The following is a 13,544-nucleotide window of genomic DNA, read 5'->3' as shown; positions in this document are numbered from 1 at the left end:
CCATATCGAGCCCCGCTATTCCGCCGCGCCCCTGAAGGCGCTGGCGCCGGTCTCGAATTGCAGCTTGGCCAGGCGCGCATAGATGCCGCCCTTGACGACTAGGCTCTGATGCGTGCCTTCCTCGACGATGCGGCCGCCATCCATGACCAGGATCCTGTCGGCCTTGAGCACGGTCGCCAGCCGGTGGGCGATGACGATGGTGGTGCGACCTTGCATCAGCCGCTCGAGCGCCGTCTGCACCAGCGTCTCGCTTTCGGCGTCGAGGGCCGAGGTCGCCTCGTCGAGCAACAGGACCGGCGCGTCGCGCAGGATGGCGCGGGCGATCGCTACCCGCTGGCGCTGGCCGCCTGACAGCGTCACGCCGCGTTCGCCGACCTGGCTGTCGTAACCTTTCTCAAGCTTGAGGATGAATTCGTCGGCCAACGCATCCTTCGCCGCCGCCTCGATCTCGGCCTCGCTGGCGCCTGGCCGGCCAAAGCCGATATTGTCGCGCGCGCTCGTCGCGAAGATGGTGACATCTTGCGGCACGATGGCGATGCGCTGCCTGACCGCGACGGGGTCAGCCTCACGCACGTCGATGCCGTCGATCAGGATCTTGCCGGTTTCGGGATCATAGAAGCGCAGGATCAGCGAAAAGACAGTGCTCTTGCCGGCACCCGAGGGACCGACGATCGCCACCGTCTCGCCGGGTTTGACCGAAAAACTCAAGCCATGGACGGCGGCGCGGTCGGGCCTCGCCGGATAAGAGAACGAGACGTCGTCGAAGATGATCGCGCCCTTCACGATTGCCGGCATCGGTTTCGGCTCGGCCGGCGCCTGGATCGCCGGCGTCTCGGCCAGGATCTCGGTCAGCCGTTCGGCCGCACCTGCTGCTTGCGCGAGTTCGCCCCAGACTTCCGACAGCGCGCCGAGCGCGCCGGCGGCGAACACCGAATAGAGCAGGAATTGGCCAAGCGTGCCGGGTGACAGATTGCCGTCGAGCACGTCGCGCGAGCCGAACCACAACACCGCAACGACCGACGAGAAAATGGTGAAGATGGCGAAGAAGGTGAGGAAGGACCGCGCGAAGATCGAGGCACGTGCCGCCTCGAAGGCGGCTTCCACCGCGCCCGAAAAACGACCGGTGACCAGTTTCTCATTGGTAAAGGCCTGCAGCGTGCGCACTGCGCCGATCTGCTCGCTGGCATAGGCTGTCGCCTCGGCGAGCGTGTCCTGTGCCTGCCGGGATTTGCGCCTCACGGAGCGGCCGAAGGCGACCAGCGGCAGCACGATGATCGGAATGGCCGCTATGACCAGGCTGGACAGTTTTGGGCTGGTGACAACCATCATCGCCACGGCGCCGAGCCCAAGGATGACGTTGCGCAGCGCGACCGAAGCCGTGGCGCCTACCGCCGACTTGACCTGCGTGGTGTCGGCGGCGAGCCGCGACACGATCTCGCCCGACTGGGCAGTGTCGAAGAAGGCCGGCGACAGCATCGTCACATGAGCGAAAACGTCGCGCCTGATGTCGGCGACGACGCGCTCGCCGAGCGTGATGACGAAATAGTAGCGGCCGGCCGAGGCGGCCGCCAAAAGCGCCGCCATGGCCACCAGCGCGGCGAAATATTCAGCGATGATGGTGGATCCCGCCGGCGTGAAGCCATGATCGATCATGCGCCGCACCGCCAGCGGCAGCGCCAGCGTCGTCATCGCCGCGACTGCCAGCGAGACGACGGCGCCCGCCACCATTTTCCGGTAGCGGCCGATGTAAGGGAACAGGCGCCTGAGCGGCTTGAGCGAGCGGCGGCGCTCGTCTGCGCTGCTGGATTGCGCCATCCCGGTGTTTCCTCTAGCCGCCTTGTTGTATGCGCCTCAATATGCGCGAGCCACGGCTTGTGATTCAATTTCGGCTGATGTATAGCCACGCCGACCGTTTTAGAAGCCGTGGCTCCTCAATAGCTGCGGCTTCGAGTTTAAAAAAGGGGCGCATCGACGCAGGCTTATGCCAGTCAGCCGCGCCAGCAAGCCAGGAACCGAGCCATGAAGAGCGCTATTCATCCCGACTACCACACCATCAAGGTCGTCATGACCGACGGCACCGAATACACGACCCGTTCGACCTGGGGCAAGGAAGGCGATACGATGAACCTCGACATCGACCCGACCACCCACCCGGCCTGGACCGGCGGCCAGCAGACTCTGCTCGACCGCGGCGGCCGCCTGTCGAAGTTCAAGAAGCGCTTCGAAGGTTTCGGCCTCTAAGGCAAGAGCTTTTTCGCAGATCAAAAGCCCGCCCTCGTGGCGGGTTTTTTGTTGCTTGGCCGAAGGCTGAGTTTTCGGCTCTCTATTCCGCCAGCAGTTCCCTGAGCGCCATACGCTTATAGGCTGCGACCAGCCTGTCGCCCTCCTGCCGCTCGACCGAGATCGCCAGCCGCATGGCCGCCTCGCCCATCTGCCAGACGAGAAAGGCCGTGGTCTCCAGGGAAACGGGATCGGCGCCGGGACGTAGCCGCTTCAGCACCGCACCGAGGAATTCGGCATTGGCCCGGCTGTCGGCGAGCTCGAGGCGGCGCAGCGCCTTGTCGGCCTGCGTGCCCGACCAGATGTCGCGCATCACCGGTTCGGCGAGGAACAGTCGGTAGTAGATATCGACCAGCTCCGAAAACGCTTGGCCCAGCCCCTCTGCATCCGTAACATCCTTGAGCGCCGCCGAGATGCAGGCTTGGCTCTCCACCGTGTAGCGCTCTGCCAGCGCCCAGACGATCGCCCGCTTGTCCGGAAAGAACTGGTAGAGCGATCCGATCGACACCCCTGCCCGTTCAGCGACTTCACCCATGCGCATGGCATCGCTGCCTTGCTCGGCGATCAGCGCCGAGGCGGCGGCCAGCATGCGCTCGACCCGCTCGCGGCTGCGCTGCTGGCTTGGTGCCCGGCGCGGCGAAGCGATCTGCTCGTTGGCCGGCGTGCCTTCCATGACTGTCTCCAACAAACGCGCCCGGCAATCGCCTCGAATGGCTTGACTCGCAGAATACGAGGGTTTATCACATTTTGCAAATGTGAGGATTAATCACATTTGCAAACAGAGGACCCGCCGCAACCGGCACTTGGAGCAACCGACATGATTGTCAAACTTCTTCCCATGCTCACTTTCATCGCGGCCCTGGGCGCAGGCGTGGTCGGCGGCGTGTTCTTCGCCTTCTCCAACTTCGTCATGCCGGCGTTCGCTCGCCTGCCGGCGGCGGGCGGCATCGCCGCCATGAATTCGATCAACGTCACTGTCATCACGCCGATGTTCATGACGGCACTCTTCGGCACCGGGCTGGTCTGCATCGTGCTCATCGCCGGCGCCCTCATCGGCTGGAACCAGCCGGGTTCGTTCTGGCTTCTGGCCGGCGCGCTGATCTATCTCGTCGGCAACCCGATCGTGACCATGGTCTTCAACGTGCCTCTCAACGATGCGCTGGCCGCCGTCGATCCGGCCAGCAGCAATGGCGCCGCCGTATGGACCAGCTTTCTCCGGAACTGGGTGATGTGGAACCACGTTCGCACCGTCACCGCCATCGTTGCCATGGCATCCTTCTGGTTCGCCGCGCGTTGACATGTTGACGGACCGCCGCAGCCGGGCGTTGTGGCGGCCGTAAGCATTGTCGGGAAAAGAGCCGTGAACGATCCGTATTCGACCGTGGCCGTCGGCATTTCGATCGGCGTCGGCCTCGGCGCTGCCCTCGGCGTGGCGATGGATGACCCCGCCGTCGGCATCGGCATGGGCATAGCGATCGGCGCCGGTATCGGTGCTGCTTTCGGAAAGAGGCGCAAGTGATCGTCCCGCTTTCGCGGGAAGATATCAGCTCTTCGCCTTGCGGTCGGCGTGACCGAGATCACGATCCGGATCGATCACGTCGCGGACCAACTGCTTGAGTTTCGCCGCATCCGGAAAGCCGCCGTCGCGCTTGCGGTCCCAGACCAGTACATCGTTGCACGAGATGGTGAAGATGCCGCCGGTGCCCGGCACCAGCGTCACCTCACCGAGATCGGTGCCGAAGGTGGAGAGCAGCTCCTGCGCCATCCAGCCGGCACGTAGCAGCCACTGGCATTGCGTGCAGTAGGTGATGCGGATGGCGGGCAACCGAGCTTTGCTCATGTCGGATTGGGCTTCACTCACGCCGCGCTGAGCTTGGCCAAGGTTTCGTCGTCGACTTCGAAGTTGGCGTACACGCTTTGCACGTCGTCATCGTCCTCGAGCGTCGCAACCAGCTTCATCAGCGACTGCGCCCGCTCTTCGTCGACCGGGACATTGTTCTGCGGCTTCCAGATCGCCTTGACCGATTCGGCCTCGCCGAGCGAGGCTTCAAGCGCCTTGGACACTTCGCCGAGAGTCTCGAAGGCGCAATAGATCGTGTGGCCTTCCTCGTCCGATTCAACATCGTCGGCACCGGCTTCGATGGCCGCGTCCATGATCTTGTCGGCACTGCCTGCCGAGGCCGGATAGTAGATTTCGCCGGCGCGGTCCCACATGAACGACACCGATCCGGTTTCGCCGAGCGCGCCGCCTGCCTTGGTGAAGGCGGCACGGACATTGGACGCCGACCGGTTGCGGTTGTCGGTCAGCGCCTCGACGATCACGGCGACGCCACCCGGCCCATAACCTTCGTAACGCACGGCTTCGTAATTCTCGGCATCGCCCATCGACGCCTTGTTGATGGCGCGCTGGATGTTGTCCTTCGGCATCGACACCGCCTTGGCGTTCTGGATCGCCAAGCGCAGGCGCGGGTTCATCGATGGATCGGGCGTCCCGCTCTTGGCCGCAACGGTGATTTCGCGCGCCAGCTTGGAAAACATTTTCGACCGCACCGCGTCCTGACGGCCCTTGCGGTGCATGATGTTCTTGAACTGTGAATGGCCAGCCATGGCACCCCTGTCGTGTTCGGCTAGAGCGTCTTGCCGCGAGGTGCGTCACCTCGCCTTTGCAAAAAGGCTCGAATTCAAAATTTCAGAACGTCCTGATGCGTCAATGGACGCGCGGCGCTCTTTGTCGGAATGGCCGGCTTATAGATAAATCGGCTCAATTCGTCCAGCCGCGCCGTGCTGCGGCGATCCCGGCCGTGCCTATACTTCTAGATCGGACTTCAGCCGGTCGATGATGCTGAGCGCATGACCGGCATACTGGCTGATCCAGCGGTCGTGGATCTGCTTGATCGGCAGCGCGTTGAGATGGTTCCAGCGCTCGCGCCCATCACGACGCGCAACGATCAGATCTGCCTCCTCCAGCACCTTGAGATGGAGCATGACCGTGCAGCGGTCGATATCGGGAAAGGCATTGCACAGCATCCCGGTGGTCCTGGGCTCGTCTTTCAACCGATCCAGCATTTCGCGCCGGCGCGGATGCGCCAGCGCCTTGAAAACATTGTCGTCCTGCGATCGGCTTGACATGTTATGTTTATATAACATATCGTTGTCGCGATCAAGCAAGGAGCTGTGGATATGTCTCTTGGATTCAGGGTTTCAGGGCGCATCGGTAAACCGGTCGCCGAAGTCTTCGACGCGGTCGTCAATCCGAAGAAGCTCAGCGGTTATTTCACCACCATCGGCGGCGCCAGCGCGCCATTGGTTGCGGGTTCGGGTGTCGTCTGGTGGGGCAAGGTGCCGGTCGAGGTCGACGAAGTGGTCAAGGACAGCCGCATCGTGTTGCGCTGGGATGCTACCGACGCCGACGGCAGGCCCGCCTACAAGACCCGCATCGAGATGAATTTCGAGCCGCTCGACGATGGCGGCACCTTCGTCACCATCGCCGAGAGCGGCTGGCAGGAAGGCGCGGTCGGCCTGAAGAAGTCCTACCTGAATTGCGAGGGCTGGTCGCAGATGCTGGCCTGTATGAAGGCCTATGTCGAATACGGCATCAATCTGCGCGACGGTTATTACCGCAGCGAGATGAAGGGCGAGCCCGCCAGCGAAAACAACATTTAAAAACGGAACCCCGCCATGACCGCGAAGATCACCGGCGGCATCAACATCGCCATGAAGGTGCCATCGCACCAGTACGAAGCGACGGTCGCCTTCTACCGCGACGTCGTCGGCCTCAAGCCGTTCACCACCAAGGCGCCGGCCATCGGCTTCGAACTTGGGCCTGTCAGGCTGTGGATCGACAAAGCGCCGATGATGAGCCAAGCCGAAATCCGGCTGGAGCTTTTCACGCAGGATTTTCCGGGCGCCGCGGATCATCTGGCCAAGGCGGGCGTTGTGCGTTGCGATGCCATTGAGCCATTGGGCTTGGGTTTCCGAGGTGGCTGGATCACCAATCCGGCCAACATCATTCACATGGTACGCGAACCCGACGCCTGGTGAGCGCGTATTCGAAAAGGAGATCGCCATGGAAATCCGTGAAACACCGACAGCCGAAGCCGCCATGCTGATCCGGCGGCCGGTCGCTGATGTTTTCGAAGCCATCGTCGACCCGGCGATCACGACCCAATTCTGGTTCACCCACGGCAGCGGCCGGCTTGATGGCGGCAAGCCGGTTCAGTGGGAGTGGCGCATGTATGGCGTCTCGACGACCGTCGATGTCAGCGAGATCGTCAGGGACAAGAAGATCGTCATGACGTGGAGCGATCCGCCGACCACGGTGGTCTGGACCTTCACCGAAATGCCTGGGGAGGCGACCTTCCTCGAAGTCCACAATTTCGGCTTTGCCGGCAAGAGCGACGAGCAGGTGAAACAAGCGGTCGGCTCAACCGGCGGCTTTGCGCTTGTGCTCGCCGGCGCCAAGGCCTGGCTGGAACAGGGCCTGACGCTGGGCCTGATCGCCGACCGCCACCGGAAGGGCGCTCCGGGGCATTAAATCAAAGGAAAGAGATAGCGCATTGGAGGCGATCCTGTTCTCGCCGGAAAAGCCGAGGCTCGCCCGATCCGGTCGGTCTCAGTGCCCGTCGCCGGATTTCGCTTTCTTGCGCCGTCGCGCCAGCATGTTGAGTCCCTCGACCAGCGCCGAAAAACCCATCGCGGCGTAGATGTAGCCCTTGGGCACATGGTAGCCCATGCCGTCGGCGATCAGTGTCATGCCGATCATCAGCAGGAAGCCCAGCGCCAGCATGATAATGCTCGGGTTCTTGGCGATGAAGTCCGCCAGCGGTCCGGCGGCAAGCATCATCGCCGTGACGGCCACGATGACCGCGATGTACATGATGGCGATCTCGTCGGTCATGCCGACGGCGGTGATGATGGAATCGATAGAGAAGACGAGGTCGAGCAGCAGGATCTGGAAGATCGCGCCGGCAAGCGAGATCTTGAGCGTTTCGCCCAGCATCGTGTCCTGATGGTCGTCGGGATCGACCGTGTGGTGGATTTCCTTGGTCGCCTTCCACACCAGGAACAGGCCGCCTGCGATCAGGATCAGGTCGCGCCAGGAGAAGCCGTGGCCTAAGGCCGTGAACACCGGCGTCGTCAGCTGGACGATGATGGAAATGGTGGCAAGCAGCACCAGGCGCATGAACAGCGCGGCCGAGATGCCAAGGCGGCGCGCACGAGCCCTCTGCTCCACCGGCAGCTTGTTGGTCAGGATGGAGATGAAGATCAGATTGTCGATGCCGAGCACGATCTCGAGCACCACCAGCGTCAGCAACGCGACCCAGGCGGTCGGGTCGGAAACGAATTGAAAATGCGGCGCCAGGAATTCGATAAGCTGCATGGAGGTCGTCCCCTACGATCTGGAGCAGTGTCGCCGGCAATTGGGTATTGCGAACGCTTATATCAATGTCACGACCAGAAGGGGGGGGCCGTTTCCTCCAGCCGGGGGCCGCGACGAAACGGCGCGATCTTCTCGGTCAGCCCGGTGCGGTCGGAAATATTCACGCCGACCCCGCACAATGTCGCCGGGCCGATCGCCGCTTCGAAACGGCCTTTCGGCACCTTCGACAGGAACCGGTTGAGCGGTTCTTCCTTATCCATGCCAAGCGAGGAATCGTAGTCACCGCACATGCCGGCATCCGACAGGTAGCCGGTGCCGCCATTGAGTATCTGGTGATCGGCGGTGGGCTGGTGCGTGTGGGTGCCGACGACCAGGCTGGCACGGCCGTCGACAAAATGCGCGAAGCACATCTTTTCCGAGGTTGCCTCGGCGTGGAAGTCGATCACCACCGCATCCGCCTGCTCGCCGAGCGGACAGGCCGCAAGCTCGCGTTCGCCGGCCTGGAACGGATCATCGAGCTCGGGATGCATGAATACCCGGCCCATGATGTTGGCGACCAGCACACGCGCGCCGCTCCTGGCGATATAGACGCCGGAGCCGCGCCCTGGCGTGCCTTTTGGAAAATTGGAGGGCCGCAGGAAACGCTGCTCGCGCGGCGCGAAGGCCAGCGCGTCGCGCTGGTCCCAGACATGGTTGCCGGTGGTCACGACATCGCAGCCCGCCGCGATCGTCTCGCGAAAAATCTCTTCGGTGATGCCGAAGCCGCCGGCGGCGTTCTCGCCGTTGACGATGACGAAATCGAGTTTGAAGTCGGAGATCAGGCCAGGCAGTTGTTCCCACACCGCGGTGCGGCCCGTCTTACCGACCATGTCCCCGAGGAAGAGAAGTCTCATCTATGCCTGATCCCGAAAAGTTGCATGACTTTTCGGCAAAGATCATGCGTTTCAAAGAACTATCTACAATTTTGGTGCAAAGCGGCGCAACCCGCTCTCGGTGAGTATTTCCGCAATGACCACGTCATGGGGTTCGTCCGGAACTTGCGAAACTTCTTGGCAGTCGAAGGCGATGCCGACCAGCCGGGGCGCATGCCCCTTGTCGACGAGCTTCGCGATCGCGCGATCGTAATAGCCCGCGCCATAACCGATGCGGTGGCCGCGCGCGTCGAAGGCGGCGAGCGGCACCAGCATGACCGAGGGGTCGAGAACTTCGGCCTCCGCGTGCGGTCCGACCGTGCCAAAGCCCATGTCGACCATCGGCGCACCACGCACCAGCTCGCGAAAGACGATGGTGGTTTTGTCGAGAATGGCGGGCAGGCAGAGCCGTGCGCCCTTCTCGCGCAAGGCGAACATCAATGGCCTGACATCCACCTCCGAGCGCATTGGCCAGAAACCGGAGACGATCTGACCGGACCCGACCTCCAGACGGTCGCGCGCCGTCTCCGCCATTTCGAGCGCGGCCTCGACCCGCCAGAATTCATCAAGCGCGTCGCGGCGGGCGAGTGCCTCGAGGCGCAGCCGTTTTTTAAGGTCTTTGGGAGAGGTCATGCGGCCAAGGTAGAAAAGGTCAGAACTGTGTGAGGTCTCAAGAGCGACGTTTTCCACCGCATCATCCACCGCGATGCGTGGACGCCTTGCGACAAGTGGCGATCCACACAACCGGTGGAGAGGTCGATCCCGGGTGCCTACAAAGTAGGTGGGCGCCGTATGAGAAAACCCACGGGTCTTCCCAGGGACAGCTCCCTAAGGATCATTAAGGCCCCGGGGAAAAGTGTCTCCTGCCGGGAAGCGCAGACCGCCTCCGCCAATATAGGCCGATGGTGGCCCATGTGCCAGAGAGACGGTGCTCTTTCCGCGCCGATTTGGCATCATCGCCGTTGCAAACCCGCCCTTGCGCGGACCAGAGGGCCTCCTTACGGTCCCCGGAACGAACCGAGGAGCAAAAATGCGTTTCGAAGGCACGGCGGCCTATGTCGCCGACAAGGATCTGATGGTGGCGGTCAACGCGGCGATCGCGCTGGAGCGGCCGTTGCTGGTCAAGGGCGAGCCCGGCACCGGCAAGACGGAACTTGCCCGCCAGGTGGCGGCGGCACTCGGCCTCGACCTTATCGAATGGCATGTCAAATCGACGACACGGGCGCAGCAAGGTCTTTACGAGTACGATGCCGTGTCGCGGCTGCGCGACAGCCAGCTCGGCGATCTCAGGTTCAACGACATCAAGAACTACATCAAGCGCGGCAAGCTTTGGGAGGCATTCGCGGCCGGCAAGAAGGTCGTGCTTCTGATCGACGAGATCGACAAGGCCGACATCGAGTTCCCCAACGACCTGCTGCAGGAACTCGACCGGATGGAGTTCTTCGTCTACGAGACCGGTGAGACCATCCGCGCTGCGGTGCGGCCGATCGTCATCATCACTTCCAACAACGAGAAGGAACTGCCGGACGCCTTCCTGCGCCGCTGCTTCTTCCACTATATCCGCTTTCCCGATGTCGACACGCTGCACAGAATCGTCGATGTCCACTACCCAGGCATCAAGCAGAACCTGGTGCGCGCGGCGCTCACCCAATTCTACGAAATCCGTGACGTGCCGGGGCTGAAGAAAAAGCCGTCGACATCGGAGGCGTTGGACTGGATCCGCCTGCTGGTCGCTGACGACATCGCGCCAGAGGATTTGCGCGCCGACGCCAAGAACGCGCTGCCCAAGCTGCACGGCGCCCTGCTGAAGAACGAACAGGACGTGCACCTGTTCGAGCGGCTGGCCTTCATGGCCAGACGGCAGCAATAGGACCGCAGCGATAGCGCTTTCCTCGGCTGTGGACCGTTGCCGCCGGCCGAAGAGCACGTCAGCTTCGGCCGGAACCCTTCGGAGGAGATAAAATGTCTGAGATTGTTGTCCGCCCGCTCGCGCAATCCGACCACGCGGACTGGCGCCGCTTGTGGACCGACTATCTGACCTTCTACGAAACCACGCTGCCGGAAGAGGTCTACGCCGTCACCTGGAAGCGGCTGTTCACGGCGGGCGAGTTCGAGCCGAAGGGTTTTATCGCTACCTTCGACGGCAAGGCCGTCGGCCTCACCCATTATCTCTACCACCGCTCCGGCTGGTCGGAAAAAAACAACTGCTACCTGCAGGACCTGTTCGCCGACCCGCAAGTGCGCGGCAAGGGCATCGGTGCCGCCCTGATCAAGGCCGTCAAGGATGAGGCAGCCAAGATTGGCGTGAAGAACGTCTATTGGATGACGCACGAGACCAACACCACCGCGCGCAAGCTCTACGACCGCGTCGCGCGCAGGACAGGCTTTATCGAGTATGATTTGCTGTAACCGGCCATGTTCATCCCCTTCTTCCTCGAACTGAAGGCAGCGCGTGTTCCCGTTTCGCTCAGGGAATACCTCTCTCTGCTGGAAGGGCTGAAAGCCGGACTGGTCGACTATGATGTCGAGGGATTTTACTATCTTGCTCGCGCCGCCCTGGTGAAGGACGAGCGCCATATCGACCGCTTCGACCAGGTGTTCGCGCATGTCTTCAAGGGCATCGAGGCGCTGGGTGGCCCGGATGCCGTCAATGTCGCCGACATTCCCGAGGAATGGCTGCGCCGGCTCGCCGAGAAACACCTGACCGAGGAGGAGAAAAAGCTGGTCGAGGCGCTTGGCGGCTTCGACAAGCTGATGGAGACGCTGAAGCAGCGGCTGGAGGAACAAAAAGGCCGCCACCAGGGCGGTTCGAAATGGATCGGCACCGGCGGCACCTCGCCCTTCGGCGCCTATGGCTACAACCCCGAAGGCGTCCGCATCGGCCAGCATGAAAGCCGCAACCGCCGCGCGGTGAAGGTCTGGGACAAGCGCGAGTTCAGGAATTTCGACGATGCCATCGAACTCGGCACCCGCAACATCAAGGTCGCGCTGAAGCGGCTGCGCCGCTGGGTGCGCGAAGGCGCTGAGGAGGAGTTCGACCTGCCCGGCACCATCCACGCCACCGCCGAGCATGGCTATCTCGACGTCAAGACGCGTCCCGAGCGCCGCAATGCCGTGAAGCTCCTGATGTTCTTCGATGTCGGCGGCTCGATGGACGACCATATCAAAAGCGTCGAGGAACTGTTTTCGGCCGCCCGCGCCGAATTCCGCCAGCTCGAATATTTCTATTTCCACAACTGCATCTACGAAGGCGTGTGGAAGGACAATCGCCGCCGCCATGCCGAGGTGATTCCGACCTTCGACCTCCTCCACAAATATGGTCCGGACTATAAGGTCATCGTCGTCGGCGATGCCTCGATGAGCCCATACGAGATCGCCCACCCCGGCGGCTCGGTGGAACACTGGAACCCCGAGGCCGGAACCGTTTGGCTCGGCCGGCTGCTGCAGCAATGGCCGAACGCGGTGTGGCTTAACCCCGAGAGCGAAAAGAACTGGGGCTTTACCCATTCGATCGCGATGATCCGTGACATCTTCGGCGGCCGCATGTTTCCGCTGACACTGGCCGGGCTCGAAGGTGCTACGAAGCAGCTTTCAAGAAAGCACTGAAGGACCACGGGAGATCAGATGACCTGCTTCCTCTGCTTGCAGTGCGGCGTCCAGTTCGCGGCGACGGAAACGCCACCGCGACACTGCCCGATTTGCGAGGACGAACGGCAGTATGTGCGCTGGGAGGGCCAGGCCTGGACCACGCCGCAACAACTCGCCGCCGCGCATCGGCTGGTGATGAAGGACGACGCCGGCGTGCTCGCGTTTGGCATCGAGCCGCGGTTCGCCATCGGCCAGCGGGCGCTGCTGGCGCAAACGCTGCACGGCAATGTGCTATGGGACTGCATCTCGATGGTAAGCGACGAGGCGGTGGCGGAGATCAACCGCCGCGGCGGCCTTGCCGCGATCGCCATCTCGCACTGCCATTACTATTCGGTGATGGTCGAATGGAGCGAGGCGTTTGGCGGCGTGCCGATCTATCTCCATGCCGACGACCGGCAATGGATCATGCGGCCGCATCGCTCGATCGTCAGTTGGCAAGGCGAGACGCTGGCCATCAACCCGTCGCTGACACTCATCCGCTGCGGCGGCCACTTTGCCGGCGGCCAGGTGCTGCACTGGAAACGCGACGGTGCCGATGCCCTGCTGACCGGCGACATCCTGCAGGTGACGCCGACACGCCGCCATGTCAGCTTCATGTACAGCTATCCGAACCAGATCCCGCTCAATGCTGCCGCCATACACCGCATCGCGGCAGCCCTTGCGCCGTTCGCCTTCGACGACATCTACGGCGCATGGTGGAACCAGAACATCATCAGCGATGCGAAGACGGCGCTGGCCGCCTCCGTCACGCGCTATCTCGCGGCGATCGCCTGAGGAATTCCAGGTGGTCCGCTCGAAAATGCGGGCAAATGCCGTAACAAACGCCTATCTTGTTGCGAATATCCGGTTGCAACCAAGAACGAGCCGCCAAGGCTGAGGAGATCAAATGGACACCCATACCTACCCCGTAACCCGCACCGACGCCGAATGGCGCGCCCGGCTGACGCCGGAGCAGTACGCGGTCATGCGCAACCATGGCACCGAGCGGCCGGGGAGCTGCGCCCTGCTCTATGAGAAGCGTGCCGGCACTTTTTCCTGCGTTGGCTGCGACCAGCCGCTGTTCCAATCCACGCTGAAGTTCGAGAGCGGCACCGGCTGGCCGAGCTTCAACGATCCCGTTCCGGGCTCGGTCGAGAACACGGTCGACCGCAGCTACGGCATGGTCCGTACCGAATGCCACTGCTCTCGTTGCGGCAGCCATCTCGGCCATGTCTTCGAGGACGGCCCGCCGCCGACCGGCCTGCGCTACTGCATCAATGGCGTGGCGCTGAAATTCGAGCCCGCGGCCTGAACAGGCGTCATCATTTCTCGCGAAGGGCGGCTCT

19 protein-coding genes and 1 other RNA gene are annotated in these 13,544 nt (G+C 62.7%); 11 read left to right on the top strand and 9 right to left on the bottom strand.

Going from position 1 to position 13,544, the window contains the following annotated elements; all coding sequences use genetic code 11:
- Positions 1-15 precede the first annotated feature (15 nt).
- Positions 16-1,815, bottom strand: coding sequence for an ABC transporter transmembrane domain-containing protein (locus FJ434_RS18620; RefSeq protein WP_140752569.1), 1,800 nt, complete (start codon positions 1,813-1,815; stop codon positions 16-18).
- Between the two features lie 204 nt (positions 1,816-2,019).
- On the opposite strand from FJ434_RS18620, the gene rpmE reads away from it, so the two are divergent.
- A complete protein-coding gene (gene rpmE / locus FJ434_RS18615) occupies positions 2,020-2,241 on the top strand; it encodes a 50S ribosomal protein L31 (protein WP_010912060.1) in 222 nt (73 codons plus the stop codon).
- A gap of 82 nt (positions 2,242-2,323) precedes the next feature.
- Here rpmE and FJ434_RS18610 read toward each other — a convergent pair whose 3' ends face one another.
- Positions 2,324-2,953, bottom strand: a complete 630-nt coding sequence (locus FJ434_RS18610; protein WP_140508923.1) for a TetR/AcrR family transcriptional regulator — start codon at positions 2,951-2,953, stop codon at positions 2,324-2,326.
- A gap of 144 nt (positions 2,954-3,097) precedes the next feature.
- Between FJ434_RS18610 and FJ434_RS18605 the strand changes: the two genes are divergently transcribed.
- Entirely contained in the window at positions 3,098-3,577 is a 480-nt protein-coding gene (locus FJ434_RS18605) for a DUF1772 domain-containing protein (protein WP_140752567.1), read from the top strand.
- Positions 3,578-3,640: 63 nt separating this feature from the next.
- Positions 3,641-3,799, top strand: a complete 159-nt coding sequence (locus FJ434_RS29825) for a hypothetical protein (RefSeq protein ID WP_181166133.1) — start codon at positions 3,641-3,643, stop codon at positions 3,797-3,799.
- Positions 3,800-3,823: 24 nt separating this feature from the next.
- On the opposite strand, the gene FJ434_RS18600 is transcribed toward FJ434_RS29825, so the two are convergent.
- The 3 genes from FJ434_RS18600 to FJ434_RS18590 form a co-directional block, all read right to left on the bottom strand.
- Positions 3,824-4,120 carry a SelT/SelW/SelH family protein gene (locus tag FJ434_RS18600; protein WP_032934919.1) on the bottom strand — a complete coding sequence of 99 codons (297 nt, stop codon included), beginning with the start codon at positions 4,118-4,120 and terminating at the stop codon, positions 3,824-3,826.
- A gap of 17 nt (positions 4,121-4,137) precedes the next feature.
- Positions 4,138-4,887 (bottom strand): YebC/PmpR family DNA-binding transcriptional regulator, encoded by a 750-nt coding sequence (locus FJ434_RS18595; RefSeq protein ID WP_140508917.1) that lies wholly within the window; start codon positions 4,885-4,887, stop codon positions 4,138-4,140.
- Between the two features lie 198 nt (positions 4,888-5,085).
- The gene (locus tag FJ434_RS18590; protein WP_140752565.1) at positions 5,086-5,409 is read right to left on the bottom strand and encodes a helix-turn-helix domain-containing protein; all 324 of its coding nucleotides are present in this window, start codon (positions 5,407-5,409) and stop codon (positions 5,086-5,088) included.
- Between the two features lie 51 nt (positions 5,410-5,460).
- Here FJ434_RS18590 and FJ434_RS18585 point away from each other — a divergent pair, with 51 nt between their 5' ends.
- Genes FJ434_RS18585 through FJ434_RS18575 form a run of 3 tightly spaced genes read left to right on the top strand, consistent with a single transcriptional unit; the run spans position 5,461 to position 6,814 of the window.
- Entirely contained in the window at positions 5,461-5,943 is a 483-nt protein-coding gene (locus FJ434_RS18585; protein WP_140752563.1) for an SRPBCC domain-containing protein, read from the top strand.
- A 15-nt stretch (positions 5,944-5,958) separates the two neighbouring features.
- Complete coding sequence (locus FJ434_RS18580) at positions 5,959-6,321, top strand: hypothetical protein (RefSeq protein ID WP_140752561.1); 363 nt, start codon at positions 5,959-5,961, stop codon at positions 6,319-6,321.
- 25 nt (positions 6,322-6,346) lie between these two features.
- A complete protein-coding gene (locus FJ434_RS18575) occupies positions 6,347-6,814 on the top strand; it encodes an SRPBCC family protein (RefSeq protein ID WP_140752559.1) in 468 nt (155 codons plus the stop codon).
- 78 nt (positions 6,815-6,892) lie between these two features.
- On the opposite strand, the gene FJ434_RS18570 is transcribed toward FJ434_RS18575, so the two are convergent.
- The 4 genes from FJ434_RS18570 to ssrS form a co-directional block, all read right to left on the bottom strand.
- Positions 6,893-7,660 carry a TerC family protein gene (locus FJ434_RS18570; protein ID WP_140752557.1) on the bottom strand — a complete coding sequence of 256 codons (768 nt, stop codon included), beginning with the start codon at positions 7,658-7,660 and terminating at the stop codon, positions 6,893-6,895.
- Positions 7,661-7,728: 68 nt separating this feature from the next.
- The gene (locus FJ434_RS18565) at positions 7,729-8,553 is read right to left on the bottom strand and encodes a YmdB family metallophosphoesterase (protein WP_140752555.1); all 825 of its coding nucleotides are present in this window, start codon (positions 8,551-8,553) and stop codon (positions 7,729-7,731) included.
- Positions 8,554-8,616: 63 nt separating this feature from the next.
- Complete coding sequence (locus FJ434_RS18560; RefSeq protein WP_027141761.1) at positions 8,617-9,204, bottom strand: 5-formyltetrahydrofolate cyclo-ligase; 588 nt, start codon at positions 9,202-9,204, stop codon at positions 8,617-8,619.
- A gap of 96 nt (positions 9,205-9,300) precedes the next feature.
- Positions 9,301-9,456: non-coding RNA, 6S RNA (gene ssrS, locus FJ434_RS18555), on the bottom strand.
- A 145-nt stretch (positions 9,457-9,601) separates the two neighbouring features.
- On the opposite strand from ssrS, the gene FJ434_RS18550 reads away from it, so the two are divergent.
- From FJ434_RS18550 to msrB, 5 genes are all read left to right on the top strand, one after another.
- Entirely contained in the window at positions 9,602-10,441 is an 840-nt protein-coding gene (locus FJ434_RS18550; RefSeq protein ID WP_140508906.1) for a MoxR family ATPase, read from the top strand.
- Between the two features lie 92 nt (positions 10,442-10,533).
- Positions 10,534-10,980 carry a GNAT family N-acetyltransferase gene (locus FJ434_RS18545; protein WP_140752553.1) on the top strand — a complete coding sequence of 149 codons (447 nt, stop codon included), beginning with the start codon at positions 10,534-10,536 and terminating at the stop codon, positions 10,978-10,980.
- Between the two features lie 6 nt (positions 10,981-10,986).
- On the top strand, positions 10,987-12,177 hold the full coding sequence (locus FJ434_RS18540; protein ID WP_140752551.1) for a VWA domain-containing protein: 1,191 nt from the start codon (positions 10,987-10,989) through the stop codon (positions 12,175-12,177).
- An 18-nt stretch (positions 12,178-12,195) separates the two neighbouring features.
- Positions 12,196-12,993, top strand: coding sequence for an MBL fold metallo-hydrolase (locus FJ434_RS18535; protein WP_140508900.1), 798 nt, complete (start codon positions 12,196-12,198; stop codon positions 12,991-12,993).
- Between the two features lie 112 nt (positions 12,994-13,105).
- A complete protein-coding gene (gene msrB / locus FJ434_RS18530) occupies positions 13,106-13,510 on the top strand; it encodes a peptide-methionine (R)-S-oxide reductase MsrB (RefSeq protein ID WP_027141754.1) in 405 nt (134 codons plus the stop codon).
- Positions 13,511-13,544: the final 34 nt, after the last annotated feature.

Source organism: Mesorhizobium sp. B2-5-13 (genome assembly GCF_006440535.1).
GTDB classification, from domain to species: Bacteria; Pseudomonadota; Alphaproteobacteria; order Rhizobiales; family Rhizobiaceae; genus Mesorhizobium; species Mesorhizobium salmacidum.
This window is presented reverse-complemented; position numbering and strand designations above follow the sequence as displayed.

What these genes read in the sequence shown, in the direction of transcription:
- FJ434_RS18600 (WP_032934919.1), bottom strand. Translation starts at nt 4,120, where the DNA reads ATGAGCAAAGCTCGGTTGCCCGCCATCCGCATCACCTACTGCACGCAA.
- FJ434_RS18545 (WP_140752553.1), top strand. Translation starts at nt 10,534, where the DNA reads ATGTCTGAGATTGTTGTCCGCCCGCTCGCGCAATCCGACCACGCGGAC.
- FJ434_RS18585 (WP_140752563.1), top strand. Translation starts at nt 5,461, where the DNA reads ATGTCTCTTGGATTCAGGGTTTCAGGGCGCATCGGTAAACCGGTCGCC.
- FJ434_RS18560 (WP_027141761.1), bottom strand. Translation starts at nt 9,204, where the DNA reads ATGACCTCTCCCAAAGACCTTAAAAAACGGCTGCGCCTCGAGGCACTC.
- FJ434_RS18590 (WP_140752565.1), bottom strand. Translation starts at nt 5,409, where the DNA reads ATGTCAAGCCGATCGCAGGACGACAATGTTTTCAAGGCGCTGGCGCAT.
- FJ434_RS18550 (WP_140508906.1), top strand. Translation starts at nt 9,602, where the DNA reads ATGCGTTTCGAAGGCACGGCGGCCTATGTCGCCGACAAGGATCTGATG.
- FJ434_RS18610 (WP_140508923.1), bottom strand. Translation starts at nt 2,953, where the DNA reads ATGGAAGGCACGCCGGCCAACGAGCAGATCGCTTCGCCGCGCCGGGCA.
- FJ434_RS18570 (WP_140752557.1), bottom strand. Translation starts at nt 7,660, where the DNA reads ATGCAGCTTATCGAATTCCTGGCGCCGCATTTTCAATTCGTTTCCGAC.
- FJ434_RS18535 (WP_140508900.1), top strand. Translation starts at nt 12,196, where the DNA reads ATGACCTGCTTCCTCTGCTTGCAGTGCGGCGTCCAGTTCGCGGCGACG.
- rpmE (WP_010912060.1), top strand. Translation starts at nt 2,020, where the DNA reads ATGAAGAGCGCTATTCATCCCGACTACCACACCATCAAGGTCGTCATG.
- FJ434_RS18580 (WP_140752561.1), top strand. Translation starts at nt 5,959, where the DNA reads ATGACCGCGAAGATCACCGGCGGCATCAACATCGCCATGAAGGTGCCA.
- FJ434_RS18575 (WP_140752559.1), top strand. Translation starts at nt 6,347, where the DNA reads ATGGAAATCCGTGAAACACCGACAGCCGAAGCCGCCATGCTGATCCGG.
- FJ434_RS18620 (WP_140752569.1), bottom strand. Translation starts at nt 1,815, where the DNA reads ATGGCGCAATCCAGCAGCGCAGACGAGCGCCGCCGCTCGCTCAAGCCG.
- msrB (WP_027141754.1), top strand. Translation starts at nt 13,106, where the DNA reads ATGGACACCCATACCTACCCCGTAACCCGCACCGACGCCGAATGGCGC.
- FJ434_RS18540 (WP_140752551.1), top strand. Translation starts at nt 10,987, where the DNA reads ATGTTCATCCCCTTCTTCCTCGAACTGAAGGCAGCGCGTGTTCCCGTT.
- FJ434_RS18595 (WP_140508917.1), bottom strand. Translation starts at nt 4,887, where the DNA reads ATGGCTGGCCATTCACAGTTCAAGAACATCATGCACCGCAAGGGCCGT.
- FJ434_RS18565 (WP_140752555.1), bottom strand. Translation starts at nt 8,553, where the DNA reads ATGAGACTTCTCTTCCTCGGGGACATGGTCGGTAAGACGGGCCGCACC.
- FJ434_RS18605 (WP_140752567.1), top strand. Translation starts at nt 3,098, where the DNA reads ATGATTGTCAAACTTCTTCCCATGCTCACTTTCATCGCGGCCCTGGGC.